The organism is Pseudomonas sp. MDT1-16, from assembly GCF_054898115.1.
In genome coordinates this window covers 693,694-715,453 of record NZ_CM142717.1, presented here as the reverse complement: position 1 = coordinate 715,453, position 21,760 = coordinate 693,694, and the positions used below count along the sequence as shown (strand labels likewise).

The window sequence follows — 21,760 nt, the reverse complement described above, 5'->3', positions numbered from 1 at the left end:
GTCCTGTTTTTGCTCCCTTTTAGCGCAGTCCACGCGATTTACTAGAAGCAAAAGCACCAAGCAGGAGCGGTACGTTCGTACCGGAATTTAATTCCTGACGAACTGCTTATTATTCCGACAAAAAAAGGGTTGCACCCGGTTGCACCTCGAGAGTTGCGCAGCTAATCTTGCCGCCAGCTGATGCCACGCGGTCGTGGCAAACATGAGGATAAAAATATGGCTACCACCACCCTTGGGGTCAAACTTGACGACCCGACCCGCGAGCGCCTCAAGGCCGCCGCGACCTCGATTGATCGCACGCCGCACTGGCTGATCAAGCAGGCAATTTTCAATTACCTGGAAAAACTCGAGGGTGGTGCAACCCTGACCGAGCTGAGCGGTTTGACCAAGGATTCCGACGACGTCGTCGATGCGCCTCTGGATCACGCCCACCAATGCTTCCTCGAATTCGCCGAAAGCATCCTGCCGCAATCGGTGCTGCGCGCTTCGATCACGGCTGCTTACCGTCGCCCTGAGCCGGAAGTGGTGCCGATGCTTATCGAACAGGCGCGTCTGCCTGCTGCGATGGCCGAAGCCACTAACAAACTCGCCTCTTCGATTGCCGAAAAACTGCGCAATCAGAAAAGCGCCGGCGGCCGTGCCGGGATTGTTCAGGGCCTGTTGCAGGAATTTTCCCTGTCGTCCCAGGAAGGCGTGGCGTTGATGTGCCTGGCCGAAGCGCTGCTGCGCATCCCGGACAAAGGCACGCGTGACGCGCTGATCCGCGACAAGATCAGCACCGGCAACTGGCACCCGCACTTGGGCAACAGCCCGTCGTTGTTCGTCAACGCCGCTACGTGGGGCTTGCTGCTGACCGGCAAACTGGTCGCCACCCACAACGAAGCCGGCCTGACTTCATCGCTGAGCCGCATCATCGGCAAGAGCGGCGAGCCGATGATCCGCAAGGGCGTCGACATGGCCATGCGTCTGATGGGCGAGCAGTTCGTCACCGGTGAAACCATCGCCGAAGCCCTGGCCAACGCCAGCAAGTTCGAAGCCAAAGGCTTCCGCTATTCCTACGACATGCTGGGTGAAGCCGCACTCACCGAGCACGATGCCCAGAAGTACCTGGCCTCGTACGAACAAGCCATCCACTCGATCGGCAAAGCGTCTCACGGCCGCGGGATTTATGAAGGCCCGGGCATTTCCATCAAGCTTTCGGCCCTGCACCCGCGCTACAGCCGTGCCCAGTACGAACGTGTGATGGACGAGTTGTACCCGCGCCTGCTGTCGCTGACCCTGCTGGCCAAGCAATACGATATCGGCCTGAACATCGACGCCGAAGAAGCCGACCGTCTCGAGCTGTCGCTGGATCTGCTGGAGCGTCTGTGCTTCGAGCCGCAACTGACCGGCTGGAACGGCATCGGTTTCGTGATCCAGGCTTATCAAAAGCGTTGCCCGTACGTGATCGATTACGTAATCGACCTGGCGCGTCGCAGCCGTCATCGCCTGATGATTCGCCTGGTGAAAGGCGCGTACTGGGACAGCGAGATCAAGCGCGCCCAGGTCGAAGGCCTGGAAGGCTATCCGGTCTACACCCGCAAGGTGTACACCGACGTTTCCTACATCGCCTGCGCTCGCAAACTGTTGTCGGTACCGGAAGTCATCTACCCGCAGTTCGCCACGCACAACGCCCACACCCTGTCGGCCATTTACCACATCGCCGGTCAGAACTATTACCCCGGCCAGTACGAGTTCCAGTGCCTGCACGGCATGGGTGAACCGTTGTACGAACAGGTTGTAGGCAAAGTTTCCGAAGGCAAGTTGAACCGTCCGTGCCGCGTGTACGCACCGGTCGGCACTCACGAAACATTGCTGGCGTACCTGGTGCGTCGCCTGCTGGAAAACGGCGCGAACACCTCGTTCGTCAACCAGATCGCCGATCAGTCCATCTCGATTCAGGCGCTGGTGGCCGATCCAGTGGCCAGCATCGAGCAGATGGCGACGCTGGAAGGCGGCTTCGGCCTGCCGCACCCGCGTATCCCGCTGCCGCGTGATCTTTATGGTGCCGAGCGCGCCAACTCCAGCGGCATCGACATGGCCAACGAACATCGTCTGGCTTCCCTGTCCTGCGCCCTGCTGGCGACCGCTCATAACCACTGGAAAGCTGCGCCGATGCTCGGTTGCGCGTCCAGCACTGAAACGCCGGCGCCGGTGCTGAACCCGTCCGATCTGCGTGATGTGGTCGGCCATGTGCAGGAAGCCACCGTCGAAGACGTCGACAATGCGATCCAGTGCGCCTTGAGCGCCGCGCCGATCTGGCAGGCCACTCCGCCCGCCGAACGCGCCGCGATTCTGGAACGTGCCGCCGATTTGATGGAGGGCGAGATCCAGCCGCTGATGGGCCTGTTGGCTCGCGAAGCCGGCAAGACCTTCGCCAACGCCATCGCCGAAGTGCGTGAAGCCGTGGACTTCCTGCGTTATTACGCGGTGCAGGCTCGCAACGATTTCACCAACGACGCCCACCGCCCACTGGGTCCGGTGGTCTGCATCAGCCCGTGGAACTTCCCGCTGGCGATTTTCAGTGGTCAAGTCGCTGCCGCACTGGCCGCCGGTAACCCGGTATTGGCCAAGCCTGCGGAACAAACCCCGCTGGTCGCCGCTCAGGCCGTGCGCTTGCTGCTTGAAGCCGGGATTCCGGAAGGTGTGCTGCAACTGCTGCCGGGTCGCGGCGAAACCGTCGGTGCCCGTCTGGTTGGTGACGATCGGGTCAAAGGTGTGATGTTCACAGGCTCCACCGAAGTCGCTCGCTTGCTGCAACGCAACGTCGCCGGTCGCCTGGATGCTCAAGGTCGCCCGATTCCGCTGATCGCCGAAACCGGTGGCCAAAACGCGATGATCGTCGACTCCTCGGCACTCACCGAACAAGTGGTGATCGATGTTGTGTCCTCGGCGTTCGACAGCGCCGGTCAACGTTGCTCGGCGCTGCGCGTCTTGTGCTTGCAGGAAGACTCCGCTGACCGTGTCATCGAAATGCTCAAAGGCGCCATGGCTGAATGCCGTCTCGGCAATCCTGAGCGCCTGTCCGTGGACATCGGCCCGGTGATCGACGCCGAAGCCAAGGCGGGCATCGAGAAACACATCCAGGCCATGCGCGACAAAGGTCGCAGCGTGTACCAGGTGGCAATCGCCAATACCGAAGAAGTCAAACGCGGCACCTTCGTGATGCCGACGTTGATCGAGCTGGAAAGCTTCGATGAGCTGCAACGGGAGATCTTCGGCCCGGTGCTGCACGTGGTTCGCTACAAGCGCAAAGACATCGATCAGCTGATTGGCCAGATCAACGCTTCCGGTTACGGCCTGACGCTCGGCGTGCACACGCGCATCGACGAGACCATCGCCAAGGTGATCGACAACGTCAACGCCGGTAACGTCTACGTGAACCGCAACATCGTGGGTGCCGTGGTCGGCGTGCAGCCGTTCGGCGGCGAAGGTTTGTCGGGCACGGGGCCGAAGGCGGGTGGTCCGCTGTACCTGTACCGTCTGTTGTCGACGCGCCCTACCGATGCGATCGAACAGTCCTTCGCTCGCGGTGATGCTATCGCGGCCCCGGATGTTCGTCTGCGTGATGCCATGAGCAAGCCGCTGAAGGCTCTGCAAGCCTGGGCTGACAGCAACAAGTTTGCCGACCTAAGCGCCCTGTGCGTGCAGTTCGCGGCGCAATCGCAAAGCGGGATCACCCGTGTTCTGGCGGGCCCGACCGGCGAGCGCAACAGCTACGCCATCCTGCCGCGCGAACACGTGCTGTGCCTGGCGGAAGTCGAAGGCGATCTGCTGACGCAACTGGCGGCGGTATTGGCCGTCGGCGGTTCGGCGGTATGGCCGGAAGCTGAATTGACCAAGGCGTTGTTCGCACGTCTGCCGAAGGAAGTTCAGGCAAGGATCAAGCTGGTTTCCGACTGGAGTAAGGACGAAGTGCTGTTTGATGCGGCTCTGCATCACGGCCATTCCGATCAGCTGCGTGCGGTCTGCCAGCAGGTGGCCAAGCGTGCCGGTGCAATTGTCGGGGTTCATGGTTTGTCGCAAGGCGAGACCAACATTGCGTTGGAGCGTCTGGTGATCGAGCGGGCATTGAGTGTTAACACTGCTGCGGCGGGTGGTAATGCCAGTTTGATGACTATTGGCTAAACCCTCCTCGTGATCGTTCCCACGCTCTGCGTGGGAACGATCATGTCCTACCCTCGTTTTGCCCCTCCATCACGCTCATCAATCATCCTGTTCACTCCGCCCTTCCCACGCCTAGACTCGGTCCATTCCAAAAAAAGGTAGGCCGACATGTCCGAGACGCTGCTCAGTTCCCGCAATCTGGCTTTCGAGCTGTATGAAGTCCTCGATGCCGAGGGCCTGACTCAGCGCGAGCGTTTCGCCGAACACAACCGCGAGACCTTCGACGCTGCCATCGGCACTGCCCGCAACATCGCCGAGAAGTTCTTCGCCCCGCACAACCGCAAGGGTGACGAGAACGAGCCGCGCTATGAAGACGGTCAGGCTATTCTGATTCCGGAGGTGAAACCGGCGGTGGATGCCTTCCTTGAAGCCGGTTTCCTCAACGCCGCGCGCAGTTTCGACGCCGGCGGCATGCAACTTCCTACGCTGTTGTCCCAAGCCTGCTTCGCGCACTTTCAGTCGGCCAACGCGGCGTCGACCTCTTATCCGTTCCTGACCATGGGCGCGGCAAACCTGATCGAAAGTTTCGGCACCGAGGAGCAGAAACAGCGTTTCCTGCAACCGATGATCGATGGCCGCTTCTTCGGCACCATGGCCCTGACCGAGCCGCATGCTGGCTCGTCGCTGTCGGATATTCGTACCCGCGCCGAGCCCGCGCCTGACGGCACCTATCGCCTGAAGGGCAATAAGATTTTCATCTCCGGCGGCGATCACCCGTTGTCGGAAAACATCGTGCACATGGTGCTGGCGAAATTGCCGGACGCACCGGCCGGGGTAAAAGGTATTTCGCTGTTCATCGCGCCCAAGTTTTTGGTCAACGATGACGGCAGTCTCGGCAAGCGCAACGACGTGCTGCTGGCCGGCTTGTTTCACAAAATGGGCTGGCGCGGCACCACCTCCACTGCACTGAATTTCGGCGATAACGGCGAGTGTGTCGGCTACCTTGTGGGCAAGCCGCACCATGGCCTGAGCTACATGTTCCAGATGATGAACGAAGCGCGGATCGGCGTCGGCATGGGCGCGGTGATGCTCGGTTACGCCGGCTATCTGTATTCCCTGGAGTACGCCCGCGAGCGTCCGCAGGGTCGCGTGCCGGACAGCAAGGACCCGAACACCGCGCCGGTGGCGATCATTCAGCACGCCGACGTCAAACGCATGTTGCTGACTCAGAAAGCCTACGTCGAAGGCTCGTTCGACCTCGGGCTGTACGCGGCGCGGCTGTTCGATGACACCACGACCCTTGAGACTGAAGCCGAGCGCAAACAGGCCCATGAGTTGCTGGATTTGCTGACACCGATCGTCAAATCCTGGCCGTCGGAGTTTTGCCTGAAGGCCAATGAACTGGCGATCCAGATTCTTGGCGGCCACGGTTACACCCGCGAATATCCCGTTGAGCAGTACTACCGCGACAACCGTTTGAACCCGATTCATGAAGGCACTCATGGCATTCAGTCGCTGGACTTGCTGGGACGTAAACTGGCGCAGAACGGTGGTTCTGGGCTCAAGCAACTGATTCGACTGATCGCCGATACCGCCGAGCGCGCTCAAGCGTATGAATCGTTAACCGCGCTGCGTGAACCGCTGGAGAAACTGGTGGCACGCCTGCAAACAGTGACGATTGGTTTGCTGACGGATTTGGGGCAAGGCAAGGTCAACAGCAGCCTGGCGAACTCGGCGCTGTACCTGAAGGTGTTCGGGCACACGGTGATTGGCTGGCGCTGGCTGGAACAGGCGATTCGCGCCGAAGAAGGGTTGGCCAAAGGGAATGCGGCGGATGCGAGCTTCTATAAGGGCAAGCTGCAGGCGGCGCGGTACTTCCTGACGTGGGAAGTGCCGGGTTGCCACCATGAGCTGGCGATTCTTGAGGCTCGGGATGATGTGTGCCTGGGGATGCAGGATGAGTGGTTCTGATCCCTCACACTGATCGTTCCCACGCTCTGCGTGGGAATGCCTCAGGGGACGCTCCGCGTTCCAATGGGACGCGGAGCGTCCCGGGCTGCATTCCCACGCGGAGCGTGGGAACGATCAGTCACAAGTATCAGCTCAGTTTGAAACTACCCATCTGCCGCGCCAGATCATCCGCCAACCGCTGCAACGTCTGGCAATCCTCACGACAAGCCCTGACCTCCCCAGCCGTTGCCCGAGCCAAATCGGAAATCCCCTGCACGTTGCGGTTGATCTCTTCGGTCACCGCCGACTGCTCTTCCGTCGCGGTCGCTACTTGATGGTTCATGTCGCTGATCCGCTCGACCTGCCCGGTGATCGCCGTCAACGACGCCCCGGTGCGCTGGCTCGACTCAACCCCAGTGCCCGTCGCCGCCTGCCCCGAATGCATCGACGAGACCGCATTCTCCGCGCCTTGCTTGAGGCTGCCGATCATCTGCTGAATCTCATCAGTCGACGACTGAGTCCGCCGCGCCAACGTGCGCACCTCATCCGCCACCACGGCAAACCCACGGCCCATGTCCCCGGCTCGCGCCGCTTCAATGGCCGCGTTAAGCGCCAGCAAATTGGTCTGCTCGGAAATCCCGCGAATCACCGCCAACACCTGATCAATGGACGCCACTTGATGGGCCAGCTCACCCACCGCACTCGCGGCGAGGCCGATTTCGGCAGACATGCTTTCAATATGCCGGATCGATCCGCCCACCACTTCTCGCGCCTGCATCGCCTCATCACGGGCGTTTTGCGAAGCCATCGCGGCGTTACCGGCGTTTTGGGCGATTTCCTGCACCGTCAGGCCCATTTCGTGGACGGCGGTGGCGACCATGTCGGTCATTTCCTGCTGACGGCCGGAGCGTTCGGCGGTGTTGTCCACCACCCGCGCCACTTGGCCGACTGCCGTGCGCAAACGCTCGCTGGTGGTCAGCACTTCGCCAATCATGTCGCGCTGACTTTCCAGGAACCGATTGAAGCCACGCGCCAGGTCACCCAGCTCATCGGCGCGACTGGAATCTAACCTGTGGGTCAAATCTCCCCCACCGCTACCGATGGCTACAAGCGCCGCTGTTACCTGACGAATCGGGCGCACCAATCCGCGGGCCAGCAACACCACCAGCAACAGGCAGACCAGCGCCACCGCCAGGCCGATGGCGCTGCTGGTCCACATGGCGCGGCGGGCTTCGGCGTAGATTTGCGACTGCGGCACTTCGGCCACCAGGGTCCAGCCCAAGTCCCTCAGCGGCAGGCTCAGCGCCAGATAATCTTCGCCGTCGCGGACAAAGCTACTGTTGGTGGCAACTTTTTGACCCATCACCGCTTGTGCGGCAGTTGCACCAATTTGCTCGGCCAACGTGCGTTTGCCGCTGAATTGCGCCTCGGGATGAACCTGGATCAAACCGTCGGAACGCACGAGATAGACCTTGCCGCGCTCACCGAAGTTGAAGTTGTGGATCAACTCCGACAGCTCTTTCATGCTCAGGCCAAGCCCGGCAACGCCCACGACTTTGCCGGCCTGCTCGACTTTGAGGTCGATGAACAGCGCCAATTCTCCGGTCGCGGTGTCATTGTCGATATTGAGGGTTCGCGGCTGATTGCTGTCGAGAAACGAGTAGAACCAGGCGTCTTTGGGGTTGGAGCGGCTGAGGGTCCGGTCCAGACCTTTTTCAGTGAAGTAATTGCTTGAGGGAGTGCCGACGATCAGCGCGGTAAAGGCCTTGTGCTCGGCGCGGATGCCTTCCAGATACCGCACGAACGTGGCGGTCTGGGCGCTGTTTTCGCCCCCGGCCAACCAGTCGCGCACCATGCTATTGCTGGCGATGTCCTTGGCGGCGGTGAGGGGTTGAACGAGGATTCGCTCGATGTCGTTGCGCATCGCTTCGATGCTCGACGGCAGCGCTTGTTCGACCAGATAGCGCTGGGCGAGACGGTTGACCACGAGGGTATAAACGCCAACCACGATCAGAATGCTGACCAGCAGGGCGGTGCCCATACTCAGGATCAACTGCCATTGAATACTGCGTCGCCAGAACTGCATGGAGCACCCCCAAAGAATAAGAGGCTGAAACACTGCAACAGCCGTGCCGATTGTATACAATGCAAACGACAATTTATTCCTTGGTTGTGCGCAAAGCCGATCAGGCCTGATTGATCGTCTTGGAGATCACTTCAACCGTGGCGCTGACTTGCTCTTGGTAACGGTCGAGTTCCTGCTTGTGCCGTTTCTGCATTTCGATCTGCTGGGAGCACAGATTCATCGCCGCCAGCACCAGCAAGCGGTCACCGATCAGCGTCGGGTACTTCTTTTTGGTGTCGGCCAGGGCAGCCTTCAGCATTAATGCGGCGTCCAGCAGGGTTTGCTCTTCCCCGGCCGGCGCCTTGATCGAATAGTCCTCCCCCAGGATCGAGACGACTTTTACCCCTGCGGCGCCGTGACTCATGCGCTGACTGGGCCGGCGCTGACGCGCTCAACCAGGGCCTGGATGCGTGCCGCAGTGGCACCTTGCTTCTCTTCCTGCTCCATCAGACTCAGCTGCAGGCTTTCGTTTTCATCCTTGGCCTGGGCCAATTCTGCGCTCAGGGTTTGGTGGGTGCCGAGCAGGGTCTGGTTCTGTTGCACCAGGTCGCTGACCAGCTGTTCCAATTGGCTTAGGGATGCTTCCAACATTTTGATTTTCCAAGCATTTTCAAGGGGCGCGTACGATAAAGAAAAGTCACCATGGATGCCAGGGTTATCCAGGCGCAAGGCCTTGATTTTGCTGGCGGGCGACCTTCCTCGCGAACTTTAAAGACTGTGATTGGCGGATCTGGTTCCTGCACTTCGTCGCCCGGGCGGTTGTGCGACAAATACGCGCAGAGGCTCAAGACTTTAGTCGTATGACCGATAAGTCACCCATACGTCAGTCTCAGCGCCGCACGGATGCGCTTTTTTCGGTAAACACCATGTCCCTTCGCAATATGAATATCGCACCGCGGGCGTTCCTCGGCTTCACCCTGATTGGCGCCATGCTGCTGATCCTGGGGGTGTTCGCCCTGAACCAGATGAGCAAGATTCGCGGCGCCGCCGAGGAGATTACCTCGAACAGCGTACCGAGCATCAAAAGCCTCGACGAGTTCACTCAACTGACCCTGCGCTTGCGCGTCTTGTCTTATCGCCTATTAGTGAACCGCGAGCCAGAAGTCCAGCAAAAAACCCTGGACCTGCTGGAAACACGTAATCAGCAGATCCGAGTGGCTCAGACGGTCTACGAAAAACTGATCGCCAGCCCACAGGAGCGTGCGGCCTATGATCAGTACGTGCAACTGCTGGGGCAGTACCGCCAGATCGAAGACCGCATGAAGAGCCTGTCGCGCAACAATCAAGTGGATGAACTGCGCACCCTGCTCAACACTGATTTGCTGACCAATTCCGAAGCAGTCAACACCGTGCTCAACCGTTTGCTGGAGATCAACACTCAGCAGACCGTCGACACCAATCAGCAAGCTGCCGACCAGTACGCCTCAGCATTCAATCTTGTGGTCACGCTGCTGGTGATCGCTACCGGCCTGACCCTGCTTTTCGCCTGGTTGCTGACCAACAGCATCACCAAGCCGATCGCCAATGCCCTGAGCGCCGCCGAAGAAATTGCCGAAGGCAACCTGACTCGCCCGATCACTGTCGACGGTGAGGACGAAGCCGGTCGTTTGCTGCTGGCCATGTCGAAGATGCAGGACAAGCTGCGCGACACCCTGCAACGGATTTCCGGCTCTGCCACGCAACTGGCGTCCGCCGCTGAAGAACTCAACAGTGTCACTGACGAAAGCGCCCGTGGCCTGACCCAGCAGAACAACGAAATTGAACAGGCCGCCACCGCCGTCAATGAAATGACCAGCGCCGTGGAAGAAGTCGCGCGCAATGCCGTCAGCACGTCCGAAGCCTCGAAGAACGCCACCACCTCTGCCGGTGATGGCCGTGACCTGGTGCAGGAAACCGTCAGCGCCATCGAACGCATGAGCGCCGATGTGCAGAGCACCGCGACCCTGATCGGCGACCTGGCCAATGAGTCCCGTGACATTGGCAAAGTGCTGGACGTGATTCGCGGCCTGGCTGACCAGACCAACCTGCTGGCGTTGAACGCGGCCATCGAAGCAGCCCGTGCCGGTGAAGCCGGTCGTGGTTTCGCCGTGGTAGCTGACGAAGTTCGTGCCCTGGCCCATCGTACTCAGCAGTCGACCAGCGAAATCGAACGCATGATCGGCAGCATCCAGAGCGGCACCGAGCACGCGGTGGATTCGATGCGCAACAGCACCGAGCGCGCCGAGTCGACGCTGAACATTGCCCGTGGTGCTGGCATGTCGCTGGACACTATTAACAGTGCGATCGTCGAAATCAACGAACGCAACCTGGTGATCGCCAGCGCCGCCGAAGAGCAGGCGCAGGTGGCCCGCGAAGTGGACCGCAATCTGGTGAACATTCGTGATCTGTCGGTGCAGTCGGCAACCGGGGCGAATCAGACGAGTGCTGCCAGCAATGAGTTGTCGCGGTTGGCGTTGGATCTGAACAATATGGTTGGGCGGTTTAGCCTCTAACCCGTAACTGATCGTTCCCACGCTCCCGCGTGGGAACGATCACCCTCGCTGTGCCTCCCGCTGCTGCAAAACCTTTTTGACAGCATCACATTTCAACAGGTTAGAATCGCTGGCACGCAGACTGCATGGTCAGTCTGTGCCCGCCTTTCAGCTTCCTGGAGTACTGCCTTTGAATGCGACGACCATCAACAGCCTGTTCTTGATCGGCGCGTTGCTGGTAGGTGCGAGCATTCTGGTGAGCTCACTTTCATCGCGCCTCGGTATCCCGATTCTGGTGATCATCCTCGCGGTGGGCATGTCGGCCGGTGTCGACGGTGCCGGCATTGTTTTTGATAACTACCCAACGGCTTATCTGGTCGGCAACCTCGCCCTGGCAGTCATCCTGCTCGACGGCGGCTTGCGCACCCGGGTTACCAGCTTCCGCGTGGCGTTATGGCCGGCGCTGTCGCTCGCGACGGTCGGGGTGTTGATTACCACCGGGCTGACCGGCATGGCAGCCGCCTGGCTGTTCAACCTGAACCTGATTCAGGGCCTGCTGATCGGCGCGATCGTCGGCTCCACCGACGCCGCGGCGGTGTTCTCGCTGCTCGGCGGCAAAGGCTTGAACGAACGGGTCACCGCCACCCTCGAGATCGAGTCCGGCAGCAACGACCCGATGGCGGTGTTCCTCACCGTAACCCTGATCGACATGCTCGCCAGCGGCCAGACCGGTCTGCACTGGAGTCTGCTCGGGCACTTTATTCGTGAATTCGGTATCGGTGCCGTCATCGGCCTGGGTGGCGGCTGGGTCATGCTGCAACTGGTCAACCGTATCCACTTGGCCACCGGCCTTTATCCGATTTTGGTCATTGCCGGCGGATTGGTCGTGTTTGCCCTGACCAACGCCTTGCACGGCAGCGGCTTTTTGGCGGTGTACCTGTGCGGCCTGGTTATCGGCAACCGCCCGGTGCGCAGCCGCCACGGCATTTTGCACATGCTCGATGGCATGGCCTGGCTGGCGCAAATCGGCATGTTCCTGGTGCTGGGGTTGCTGGTGACGCCCCATGACTTGTTGCCGATTGCCCTGCCCGCTCTGGGTCTGGCGCTGTGGATGATTCTGTTTGCCCGGCCGTTGTCGGTGATGGTCGGTCTGCTGCCGTTCAAGGCGTTCCATGGGCGCGAGAAAACGTTCATTTCCTGGGTCGGGTTACGCGGCGCGGTCCCGATCATTCTGGCGGTGTTCCCGCTGATGGCCGGCCTGCCCAACGCCCAGCTCTACTTCAACCTCGCGTTCTTTATCGTGTTGGTGTCGCTGCTGGTGCAGGGCACGAGCCTGCCATGGGTGGCGAAGCTTTTGAAAGTGACCGTTCCGCCGGAGCCTGCGCCGATCTCCCGCGCCGCCCTGGAAGTGCACGTCACCAGTGAGTGGGAGCTGTTCGTTTATCGCCTCGGCGCCGAGAAATGGTGCATCGGCTCGCCTCTTCGCGAACTGAAAATGCCCGAAGGTACTCGCATTGCAGCCCTGTTTCGTGGCCAGCAACTGCTCCATCCGTCGGGTAGTACGGTGCTCGAAGTCGATGATTTGCTGTGTGTAATCGGCCATGAACACAACCTTCCGGCCCTCGGAAAACTCTTCAGTCAGGCACCGCAACGAGGCCTCGATTTGCGCTTCTTCGGCGACTTCGTGCTCGAAGGAGACGCCCAGCTGGCCGCGGTTGCTGCGTTGTACGGATTGAAAGTGGAAGGCATCGATCCGGACATGTCCCTGGGCCATTTCATTGCCCAGAAAGTGGGCGGCGCACCCGTGGTCGGCGACCAGGTGGAGTGGAACAACACCATTTGGACCGTCGCGGTCATGGAGGGGAACAAGATCGGCAAAGTGGGCGTCAGATTCCCCGAAGGAAGTCGCCCCGGTCCGGGCTTGTTCCTCTAAACTCCATTCTTCGTCTCGCTTTCGATCGGTCTCTATGTCAACCCTGCGCACCTTTTTCATCATCGCCCTGCTGGGCTTGAGTCTTTCTGTCGGTACATTGCAAGCGGCCGAACCGCCGTCCAGCGAAGCCGTGCAGGCGAACCTGAACAAGATCGCCGACCGCAAACTGCCGGAAGCCGATCAGAAAGCCCTGCAAACCATCCTGCAAAACACGCTGACACAACTCAACAACCAGCGTGATTACGAGCAGAAGCTGGCCGATCTCAAACGGCAACTGGCCAGCGCCCCGAAGCAGAACATCGAGAACCAGCGAGAACTGACCAAGCTCAAAGCCACCAACGTGTTGCCGGTGCCGCAACGCTATGCCAAAGAGCCTATTCAGCAACTGGAGCAGATGCTCACTGAGCGCTCCACCCAGCAAAGCGATCTGCAGAAGGCCCTGGCCGACGCCAACAGCCTGGTCACTACCGCCCAAACCCGCCCCGAGCGCGCCCAAGCCGAAATTTCTACCAGCCAGACGCGCATCCAGCAGATCAACAACATCCTCAAGGCCGGCAAGGACAACGGCAAGACCGTGACCCCCGAGCAACGCGACCTGCTCAACGCCGAGCTCGCGGCGCTGAATGCCCTGATCCCGTTGCGGCGCCAGGAACTGGCCGGCAACAACCAACTGCAGGACCTGGGCAACAGCCAGCATGACTTGCTCTCGGAAAAATCCGATCGCCTGGATAAGGAAATCCAGGCGCTACAAACCTTGATCAACCAGAAGCGTCTGGCGCAGTCCCAAGAGACCGTGACGCAGCAGTCCATCGAAGCGCAGAAGTCTGGCGGCAGCACGCTGCTGGCCACCGAAAGCGCGGCTAATCTGAAGCTCTCGGACTACCTGCTCAAAAGCACTGACCGCCTCAACGAAGTCACTCAGCAGAACCTGCAGACCAAGCAGCAGCTGGACAACGTGACCCAAAGCGATTCGGCGCTGGACGAGCAAATCAACGTGCTCAAGGGCAGCCTGCTGCTCTCCAAGATTCTCTACAAACAGAAACAGGCCCTGCCACTCCTCAAGCTCGACCGCGACCTGGCCGACCAGATCGCCGACATTCGCCTCTATCAATTCGAAGTCAGCCAGCAACGGGAACTGCTCAGCAACCCGGCCACTTACGTCGACAATCTGCTGGCTACCCAGCCGCCGGAGCAGGTCACCCCGCCGCTGCGCAAAAGCCTGCTGGAACTGGCCACGACCCGCGCCGATCTGCTGGAGCGCCTGAACCGCGAACTGAGCGCGGTGCTCAACGAATCCATCACGTTGCAACTCAATCAGAAACAATTACTCAGCACTGCCCAAAGCCTGCGGGCGACCCTCGATGAGCAAATGTTCTGGATTCCCAGCAACAAGCCGCTGGACCTGGAATGGATGCGCGCCGTGCCGGAACGCTTGGAGCGTCAGGTCACCACCCTGCCCTGGGCCTCGAGCCTGAGCGAATTGAGTGACGGGCTGACCCAGCGGCCGTTGTTGTTCCTGCCGCTGGCGTTGCTGATCGGTGCCCTGTTGTGGCGGCGCAAGAACCTCTATGCCCGACTGAACAAGGTTCACCAGGACATCGGTCACTTCAAGCGCGACAGCCAGTGGCACACGCCGCAGGCGATTCTGATCAACATTTTGCTGGCGATGCCGGTGTCTCTGGGCCTGGCCTTGTGTGGCCTGGCCTTGCAAATCGACGCCCGCGGACAGAACGCGAACATGGGCGCGGCGTTGCTGCAAATGGCTCAGGCCTGGCTGGTGTTCTACACCGCTTACCGGATCCTCGCGCCAGGCGGCGTGGCCGAACTGCATTTCCGCTGGGAAAAACCCCAGGTCGAATTCCTTCAAGGTTGGGTCCGCCGGCTCGGGCTGGTGGTGATGGCCCTCGTCGCGGTGGTGGCGGTTGCCGAACTGCAACCCGCGACCCTGGCCGATGACGTGCTCGGCATGCCGGTGGTGTTGACCTGCTACGCCTTGATGGCCTGGCTGCTCAGCCGCTTGCTGATCAGCAGCCCGACTCACCAGAACGCTTCGCTGTTCCGCAAGGCCGTGGGGATCATGTTCACCGTCCTGCCGGTCGCGTTATTCGTGGCGGTGTGCTTCGGCTATTACTACACCGCGCTGAAGCTCAGCGACCGGTTGATCAACACCCTGTACCTGCTGATGTTCTGGCTGGTGATCGAAGCCACTTTCGTCCGAGGCCTTAGCGTGGCGGCACGGCGTCTGGCCTACCAGCGCGCCCTGGCCAAACGCCAGGCCGCGAAAGAGGCCGGCGACGGCGAAGCGGTGATCGAAGAGCCGACGCTGGATATCGAGAAGGTTAACGAACAGTCCCTGCGCCTGATCCGTCTGGCGCTGCTCGGCGGCTTCATCGCGGCGCTGTATTGGGCCTGGTCCGACTTGATCTCGGTGTTCTCGTACCTGGACAACGTCACCCTCTACGAATACACCAGCGGCACCGGCGCCAACATGAGCATGGTGCCGATCAGCATTGGCGACATGCTCGGCGCGCTGATCATCATCGGCATCACCTTCGCCCTCGCCCGCAACTTGCCGGGCCTGCTGGAAGTGTTGGTGTTGTCAAAGCTGAACCTGGCTCAGGGCAGTGCGTACGCCACCACCACGTTGCTGTCTTACGTGATCGCTGGCGTCGGTTTTGTCTCGACCCTGTCGACGCTTGGCGTGAGCTGGGACAAGTTGCAATGGCTGGTGGCGGCGCTATCGGTAGGTCTCGGTTTCGGGATGCAGGAAATTTTCGCGAACTTCATCTCCGGGATCATGATCCTGTTCGAACGCCCGGTGCGGATCGGCGACACGATCACCATCGGCAACCTGTCGGGCACGGTGAGCAAGATCCGTATCCGCGCCACGACCATCACCGACTTCGACCGCAAGGACATCATTGTCCCGAACAAGACGTTCATCACCGGGCAACTGATCAACTGGTCCCTGACCGACACCATCACCCGAGTGACCCTCAAACTCGGCGTCGATTACGGCTCGGACCTGGACCTGGTCAAGGAATTGCTGCTCAAGGCTGCCCGTGAAAACCCGCGTGTGCTGAAGGATCCCGAGCCTCACGTGTACTTCCTGAACTTCGGCGAAAGCACCCTCGATCATGAACTGCGCATGCATGTGCGCGACCTCGGCGACCGTAACCCGGTGCTCGATGAAGTCAACCGCTTCATCAACCGCGAGTTCAAGAAGCAGCACATCAACATCTCGTTCCGGCAGATGGAGGTTTACCTCAAGAACATCCAGGGTCAGGAATACAGGATGGTGCCGGTCGACCCGGAAGCCAAAACCATTGTGCCTAAGACGGATGGTCAAGCGCCTCAAGAGCCACCGGCCGCCAAACTCGACTAACCGCCCTATCCCTAGCAGAATGCTCGGACATTCTGCTGGAGATGGCCCTTGAAAGCCCTCGACGAACTGACCTTCGATAATCGTTTCGCCCGCCTGGGCGATACGTTTTCCGCCCACGTGCTGCCCGAACCCATCGACAACCCGCGTCTGGTGGTGGCAAGCCCCGCCGCCATGGCGCTGCTCGACCTCGACCCTGCCGTGGCCGAAACCCCGGAGTTCGCCGAACTGTTCAGCGGCCATAAGCTCTGGGCCGACGCGGTCCCGAGGGCGATGGTCTATTCCGGTCATCAGTTTGGTTCCTACAACCCGCAGTTGGGCGATGGTCGCGGTCTGCTGCTGGGCGAGGTCTACAACGAGGCCGGCGAGCATTGGGACCTGCACCTCAAGGGTGCCGGCCAGACACCCTTTTCGCGCATGGGTGATGGGCGGGCGGTCCTGCGATCCTCGATCCGCGAGTTCCTCGCCTCCGAAGCGCTGAATGCCCTGAACATCCCGACCACCCGCGCGCTGTGCGTGATCGGCTCCGACACGCCGGTCTGGCGCGAGAAACAGGAGCGCGCGGCCATGGTCCTGCGCCTGGCGCCGAGCCATGTGCGTTTCGGGCATTTCGAGTATTTCTACTACACTAAACGTCCCGAGAAGCAGAAAGAGCTCGGCGAGCACGTGCTGGCCATGCATTTCCCGGAATGCCTGGAACAGCCTGAACCGTACCTGGCGATGTTCCGTGAAATCGTTGAGCGCAACGCTGAACTGATCGCCAAATGGCAGGCCTATGGGTTCTGCCATGGGGTGATGAACACCGACAACATGTCGATCCTGGGCATTACCTTCGACTACGGCCCGTTCGCGTTCCTCGATGATTTCGACGCTAACTTCATCTGCAACCACTCCGATGACCAGGGTCGTTACTCCTTCAGCAACCAGGTGCCGATCGGCCAGTGGAACCTCAGCGCCCTGGCCCAGGCCCTGACGCCCTTTATCAGCGTCGAAGCCCTGCGCGAAACCCTCGGCCTGTATTTGCCGCTGTACCAGGCCCATTACCTGGACCTGATGCGCCGCCGCCTCGGCTTCACCACGGCCGAAGACGATGACCAAAAACTGCTGGAACAGCTGCTGCAACTGATGCAGAACAGCGGCGTCGACTACAGCCTGTTCTTCCGCCGCTTGGGCGATGAGTCACCTGAACTGGCCGTCGCCCGTTTGCGTGATGACTTCGTCGACATCAAGGGATTCGATGCCTGGGGTGAGCGCTACATCGCCCGGGTTGCTCGTGACGGCGAGGTTGATCAGACACAGCGCCGCAAACGGATGCACGCCGTCAATCCGCTGTACATCCTGCGTAACTACCTGGCGCAGAAAGCCATCGATGCGGCGCAGAGTGGCGACTATTCCGAGGTACGTCGGCTGCACGCAGTGCTGAGCAATCCGTTCGAGGAGCAACCAGGGATGGAGAGCTATGCCGAACGGCCGCCGGAGTGGGGCAAGCATCTGGAGATCAGTTGTTCGTCGTGAGGCTGGTCAGATAAAGGTCTCCACTGACACACCGAAGCGCTCGGCCAACCAGCGGATCTGCCGCAGGTTGAGTTGACGCTTTCCGCTCAGAATCTCGGAGACAACAGACTGGGCGCCGACACCGGGCAAGTCGCTTTGGCTCAGACCGTGCTCGCGCATCAAGTAGCCGAGGACGTCGACACCGCTGGGCTTCGGCATTGGGTGATGCTTGTGATCCCATTCCTCGATCCAGTCACCGATGATATCCACAAGACTCATCAGCGGATGGGACTCGTCATCACCGGTCATCTCGAGCAACTCGTCCAGCGCCCGCGTCAACATGTCATAGTCGTCTTCATTTTTTGGTTTGCGCAGCACAGGCGAGACAAACTCCCAATGCTCGGCAGCTCTTTTGATCAGAACACTCATGCTCTTTCCTCCTTCCATTTTCCGCGATCATATTCGCGGTGATCCAGCACATGCTTGATATAAAGCTTTTGCGATCGATACCTGACAAAAGCGATCAGCCGCAATTTATTGCCACCGATATCGAAAACGTGATGCTCACCCACCTTGTCGACAGCAGGAAAGATGGCTCTCATCGCCGCAAAATCCGATGGCTTACTTCCTTTGGCCAATTGATACCAATAATCCAATGCGGTGGCTGTATTTGGCCATTTGGTCTTGGCTTCACGTATTCGTTTTTCGGAAATGACATGCATGCAACATCCTTATCGCATTCTGCTATGGGTAGTTAATCACAGACCAAAAATATCGCAAGTTGCGATAGTAGTGCGCAGACCAACGGTCTCGCCCAGCACGACTCAGCCTAGTTTTATCGCCTGACGCTGCACGATTGAAATATGAGCAAACGTCTCCAAATAGGAGTGATCGGCTTCTTTAACAGGACCATCCGCATGACTGACCCACTCCTCATCCCCTGCCCCCACTGCAACGGCCTCAACCGCATCCCCGCCGAGCGCCTCAACGACCACCCAAAATGCGGCCGCTGCAAGGCCGAGGTCTTGCTGAACAAACCGTTCGAGTTGAAGCAAAGCGATTACGCCAGCCAGATCAAAGGCGATCTGCCGTTGCTGGTGGACGTTTGGGCGGATTGGTGTGGGCCGTGCAAGTCGTTTGCGCCAGTGTTTGAGCAGGCGGCGGTGCAATTGGCGGGTAAGTGTCGGCTGGCCAAGCTGGACAGCGAGGCGAACCAGCAGCTCTCGACGCAGCTAGGGATCCGTTCGATCCCGAGTCTGATTCTGTTCAAGGACGGCCGGGAAGTCGCACGCCAGAGCGGGGCCTTCCCGTTGCCGCAGTTGATGAGCTGGTTGCGTAGCCAAGGGATCTGACGAACAGTCAGGTGTTTTCCAGCAGGTTGTGCAGATCGACGAATTGCTGCGTCAGTTTATGACGCGGATCGAGGTGGATCAGCGGCGTGTTGGCCTGGTGGGATTCACGCATGCGCACCGAACTACCCAGGTACACCGGCAACACCGGCAGGCCTTCGGCGATCAGTTCGTCGAGGATTTGCTGGGGCAGACTGGCGCGAGCCTGGAACTGGTTAACGACAATCCCTTCGACTTCCAGCCCTTCGTTGTGGTCCTCCTTCAATTCTTCGATCTCTGCCAACAGGCCGTACAGCGCCTGACGCGAGAAGCTGTCGCAATCGAAGGGGATCAGCACACGATCAGCGGCAATCAAGGCTGAAACGGCATAGAAATTCAGCGCTGGCGGAGTATCGAGGTAGATCCGGTCGTAATCGCCGTCCAGTTCCTCAAGCAATTTGCGCAGCTTGTTGATCTTGTGTTTGGCCTCAAGCTTGGGCTGCAAGTCAGCCAGTTCGGCGGTAGCGGTGATGACGTGGAGGTTGTCGAACGGGGTTTCGTAGATATCGACCTGGTTTTTCTTCGAGAACGGTCCGGAAGACAGGGTTTGTTTGAAAAAGTCCGCAATGCCCATCGGAATATCATCACCGGTGAGCCCTGTCAGGTACTGAGTGGAGTTGGCCTGAGCATCGAGATCCACCAATAGGGTGCGATAGCCCTCGCTCGCGCTAACCGCCGCCAGATTGCAGGCAATGCTGGATTTGCCTACGCCACCTTTCTGATTGAACACCACGCGCCGCATGTCAAAACCTCCGTGTATCAAAGAATGACCGAGTGTAGTAGTCCACGGCGCTGCTTAGCTACCTCGCCGGCATCGGGACTACACAGTCAGGTGTGATCTCACGCGGAAAAAACCATGAACTCATGCATTCCTTGCTGGCAAAGCCGACAAACAGGCCGGCCCCTGTGTGGATAATGGCCAAATGACAGCCGCGCACGAACTAGCCAGTACATTTCATTGAGCAAAATGTAACCATCATTTGCTACACGCTCGCCGCAACGGGATAATGCGCGCCACTCGGCGCCAAGCGCCACGAAAGGTAGTTCGCTTTTTTTGCGTCTCACCGCGTCAAGGAAGCCCGCAGGGGCGGGATGAGTTTCTGTGATCAACTTCAACATCGCCCAATGGCGCGCGTGGGCCCCTGGGCTCGAAAGCGTGGACGATTGGCAGGCCTGGAGCCGACAACCGGTCGTGCTTGCGAGCAGCGATGCCGCCCCCGACGTCTCGTTTCTGCCGGCCATGCAGCGCCGTCGACTCAGTCGTCTGGCGCGGATGGCATTCAGTGTCGGCTGGCCTTTGGCCGATGGTCGGCAGGACCTACCGTTGGTCTTTATTTCTCGCCACGGCGAAACACCACGCACCTTCGATATTCTCAGCGATCTGGCTGCCGATCAGCCGCTGTCGCCGACTCAATTCAGCTTGTCCGTGCACAACGCGATCATCGGCCTGTGGTCGATCATGCGGGGTGAAACCAGCGAAATGACTGCCCTCGCAGCAGCCGGCGATGGCCTTGAACACGGCATGCTAGAGGCCGCGGCTTTGCTTGGCGAAGGCGCACCCGCGGTACTGCTGATCGTCACCGAAGAGCAACCGCCCGAAGCCTACTCGACCTGGATCGACGACGTGCCGTTCCCTTACGCGGTCGGTCTGCTGATCACCCCCGGCAACGACTGGCAGCTGTCCCTGAACAGCACCTCGGATGAGTTGTCCAAAGCCCACTGGCCCCATGCCCTGAACCTATTGAGTACCCTGCTCGGCCAGCAGACAACCTGCCAACATGCCTGGAAAAATCGTGTATGGACCTGGCAACGCAACCTGTAGTCGATAAAAACCGCGACGCCTATTACTGGCGCCTGCTGGCTACCGCCGCAAGCTTCACCCTGTTCGGGTTGGGTGGGCTGTGCCTGCGCCTGGTGGTTTTCCCGCTGCTGAACTGCCTGCCCGGCGATGCCCGGACACACCGGCGGCGAGCACGGCAGACCGTCGCTCGCCTGTTCTGGTTTTTTGTGCGATTCATGGCTCGCACCGGCGTGCTGACTTACGACATCCAGGGCGCCGAAAAACTCGGTCGGCCCGGGCAAATGATCATCGCCAATCACCCGTCGCTGATCGATGTGGTGTTCCTGATCGGCCTGGTGCGCCACGCCAACTGCGTGGTCAAGAAAAGCCTCTGGGAGAACCCTTTTACCCGCGGCCCGCTAGGCAGCACCGAATACATCAGCAACGACGGCAGCATGGACATGCTCGATGCCGCTGCCGATGCGCTTAAAAGCGGCCAGACCCTGATCATCTTTCCCGAAGGCACGCGCACCCAACCGGGTCAGCCGCCGGCGTTCCATCGGGGTGCTGCGGCGATCGCGCTGCGCGGTGCGAAAATCCTTACCCCAGTAATCATCAAGGTCAGTCCGACCACATTGACCAAGGCCGAACCCTGGTATCGGATCCCCAAACGTCGCGTGCACTTCAGTTTCCGTGTCGGGGCCGATATAGACCCACAAGCCTTCGCCGCGCTGGGCCCTGCTCCACAGGCCTCGCGCAAGCTCAATGACTATTTGCACACTTACTTTATTAAGGAGCTCGCCGAAGATGAGCGATCTGCACACTGTTAGCCTAATGCAGGAAATAAAACTGCTGATCATCGACGCCCTCGGCCTGGAAGACATCAGCGTCGAAGACATCGGCGACGACCAGACGCTGTTCGGCGAAGGCTTGGGCCTGGATTCGGTAGACGCCCTGGAACTCGGCCTGGCGATCCAGAAGAAATACGGCATCAAAATCGACGCCGACGCCAAAGACACCCGCAATCATTTCAGCAACGTGACGAGCCTTGCGGCGTTCGTCACTGCAAAACAGGCAGCTTGAGACCGGAC

The 21,760-nt window shown here is 59.9% G+C and carries 16 protein-coding genes and 2 pseudogenes; 11 read left to right on the top strand and 7 right to left on the bottom strand.

Annotated features, from left to right (window positions below):
• Nucleotides 1-216: 216 nt before the first annotated feature.
• Nucleotides 217-4,167, top strand: a complete 3,951-nt coding sequence (gene putA, locus ACYZT3_RS03240; RefSeq protein ID WP_462031491.1) for a trifunctional transcriptional regulator/proline dehydrogenase/L-glutamate gamma-semialdehyde dehydrogenase — start codon at nt 217-219, stop codon at nt 4,165-4,167.
• Nucleotides 4,168-4,314: 147 nt separating this feature from the next.
• The gene (locus ACYZT3_RS03235) at nt 4,315-6,117 is read left to right on the top strand and encodes an acyl-CoA dehydrogenase (RefSeq protein ID WP_462031490.1); all 1,803 of its coding nucleotides are present in this window, start codon (nt 4,315-4,317) and stop codon (nt 6,115-6,117) included.
• A 127-nt stretch (nt 6,118-6,244) separates the two neighbouring features.
• On the opposite strand, the gene ACYZT3_RS03230 is transcribed toward ACYZT3_RS03235, so the two are convergent.
• The 4 genes and pseudogenes from ACYZT3_RS03230 to ACYZT3_RS03215 all read right to left on the bottom strand — a co-directional run bounded on the left by ACYZT3_RS03230 (nt 6,245) and on the right by ACYZT3_RS03215 (nt 8,812).
• Entirely contained in the window at nt 6,245-6,976 is a 732-nt protein-coding gene (locus ACYZT3_RS03230; protein ID WP_462032332.1) for a methyl-accepting chemotaxis protein, read from the bottom strand.
• A 135-nt stretch (nt 6,977-7,111) separates the two neighbouring features.
• Nucleotides 7,112-8,137, bottom strand: a pseudogene (locus ACYZT3_RS03225) (HAMP domain-containing protein); the annotation flags it as partial.
• A 145-nt stretch (nt 8,138-8,282) separates the two neighbouring features.
• Nucleotides 8,283-8,585 carry a cell division protein ZapA gene (locus ACYZT3_RS03220; RefSeq protein ID WP_282379811.1) on the bottom strand — a complete coding sequence of 101 codons (303 nt, stop codon included), beginning with the start codon at nt 8,583-8,585 and terminating at the stop codon, nt 8,283-8,285.
• The gene (locus ACYZT3_RS03215; RefSeq protein ID WP_282379813.1) at nt 8,582-8,812 is read right to left on the bottom strand and encodes a hypothetical protein; all 231 of its coding nucleotides are present in this window, start codon (nt 8,810-8,812) and stop codon (nt 8,582-8,584) included. Before ACYZT3_RS03215 ends, ACYZT3_RS03220 begins: the two co-directional genes overlap by 4 nt.
• A 209-nt stretch (nt 8,813-9,021) precedes the next feature.
• On the opposite strand from ACYZT3_RS03215, the pseudogene ACYZT3_RS03210 reads away from it, so the two are divergent.
• From ACYZT3_RS03210 to selO, 5 genes and pseudogenes are all read left to right on the top strand, one after another.
• A pseudogene (locus ACYZT3_RS03210) lies at nt 9,022-9,858 on the top strand (MCP four helix bundle domain-containing protein); the annotation flags it as partial.
• Entirely contained in the window at nt 9,841-10,713 is an 873-nt protein-coding gene (locus ACYZT3_RS03205; RefSeq protein ID WP_371925560.1) for a methyl-accepting chemotaxis protein, read from the top strand. The pseudogene ACYZT3_RS03210 and the gene ACYZT3_RS03205, both read left to right, overlap by 18 nt.
• 169 nt (nt 10,714-10,882) lie before the next feature.
• Entirely contained in the window at nt 10,883-12,625 is a 1,743-nt protein-coding gene (locus ACYZT3_RS03200; RefSeq protein ID WP_282379817.1) for a potassium/proton antiporter, read from the top strand.
• A gap of 34 nt (nt 12,626-12,659) precedes the next feature.
• Nucleotides 12,660-16,010, top strand: coding sequence for a mechanosensitive channel MscK (gene mscK, locus ACYZT3_RS03195; RefSeq protein ID WP_462031489.1), 3,351 nt, complete (start codon nt 12,660-12,662; stop codon nt 16,008-16,010).
• 48 nt (nt 16,011-16,058) lie between these two features.
• Nucleotides 16,059-17,522, top strand: a complete 1,464-nt coding sequence (selO, locus tag ACYZT3_RS03190) for a protein adenylyltransferase SelO (protein ID WP_282379821.1) — start codon at nt 16,059-16,061, stop codon at nt 17,520-17,522.
• Between the two features lie 6 nt (nt 17,523-17,528).
• Here selO and ACYZT3_RS03185 read toward each other — a convergent pair whose 3' ends face one another.
• The gene (locus ACYZT3_RS03185; protein ID WP_462031488.1) at nt 17,529-17,930 is read right to left on the bottom strand and encodes a helix-turn-helix domain-containing protein; all 402 of its coding nucleotides are present in this window, start codon (nt 17,928-17,930) and stop codon (nt 17,529-17,531) included.
• Nucleotides 17,927-18,223, bottom strand: coding sequence for a type II toxin-antitoxin system HigB family toxin (locus ACYZT3_RS03180; protein WP_282379825.1), 297 nt, complete (start codon nt 18,221-18,223; stop codon nt 17,927-17,929). The genes ACYZT3_RS03185 and ACYZT3_RS03180 overlap by 4 nt, the downstream gene beginning before the upstream one ends.
• 195 nt (nt 18,224-18,418) lie before the next feature.
• Here ACYZT3_RS03180 and trxC point away from each other — a divergent pair, with 195 nt between their 5' ends.
• Nucleotides 18,419-18,853: a thioredoxin TrxC gene (gene trxC, locus ACYZT3_RS03175; RefSeq protein WP_462031487.1), complete on the top strand. Its 435-nt coding sequence runs from the start codon at nt 18,419-18,421 to the stop codon at nt 18,851-18,853.
• Nucleotides 18,854-18,860: 7 nt separating this feature from the next.
• On the opposite strand, the gene ACYZT3_RS03170 is transcribed toward trxC, so the two are convergent.
• Nucleotides 18,861-19,631 (bottom strand): ParA family protein, encoded by a 771-nt coding sequence (locus tag ACYZT3_RS03170; protein WP_462031486.1) that lies wholly within the window; start codon nt 19,629-19,631, stop codon nt 18,861-18,863.
• A gap of 360 nt (nt 19,632-19,991) precedes the next feature.
• Here ACYZT3_RS03170 and ACYZT3_RS03165 point away from each other — a divergent pair, with 360 nt between their 5' ends.
• The 3 genes from ACYZT3_RS03165 to ACYZT3_RS03155 are packed head-to-tail and all read left to right on the top strand — an operon-like array spanning nt 19,992 to nt 21,752.
• A complete protein-coding gene (locus ACYZT3_RS03165; protein WP_282379830.1) occupies nt 19,992-20,711 on the top strand; it encodes a beta-ketoacyl synthase chain length factor in 720 nt (239 codons plus the stop codon).
• Nucleotides 20,687-21,499: a lysophospholipid acyltransferase family protein gene (locus ACYZT3_RS03160; RefSeq protein WP_282379832.1), complete on the top strand. Its 813-nt coding sequence runs from the start codon at nt 20,687-20,689 to the stop codon at nt 21,497-21,499. The genes ACYZT3_RS03165 and ACYZT3_RS03160 overlap by 25 nt, the downstream gene beginning before the upstream one ends.
• Complete coding sequence (locus tag ACYZT3_RS03155) at nt 21,477-21,752, top strand: phosphopantetheine-binding protein (protein ID WP_282379834.1); 276 nt, start codon at nt 21,477-21,479, stop codon at nt 21,750-21,752. The genes ACYZT3_RS03160 and ACYZT3_RS03155 overlap by 23 nt, the downstream gene beginning before the upstream one ends.
• Nucleotides 21,753-21,760 lie beyond the last annotated feature (8 nt).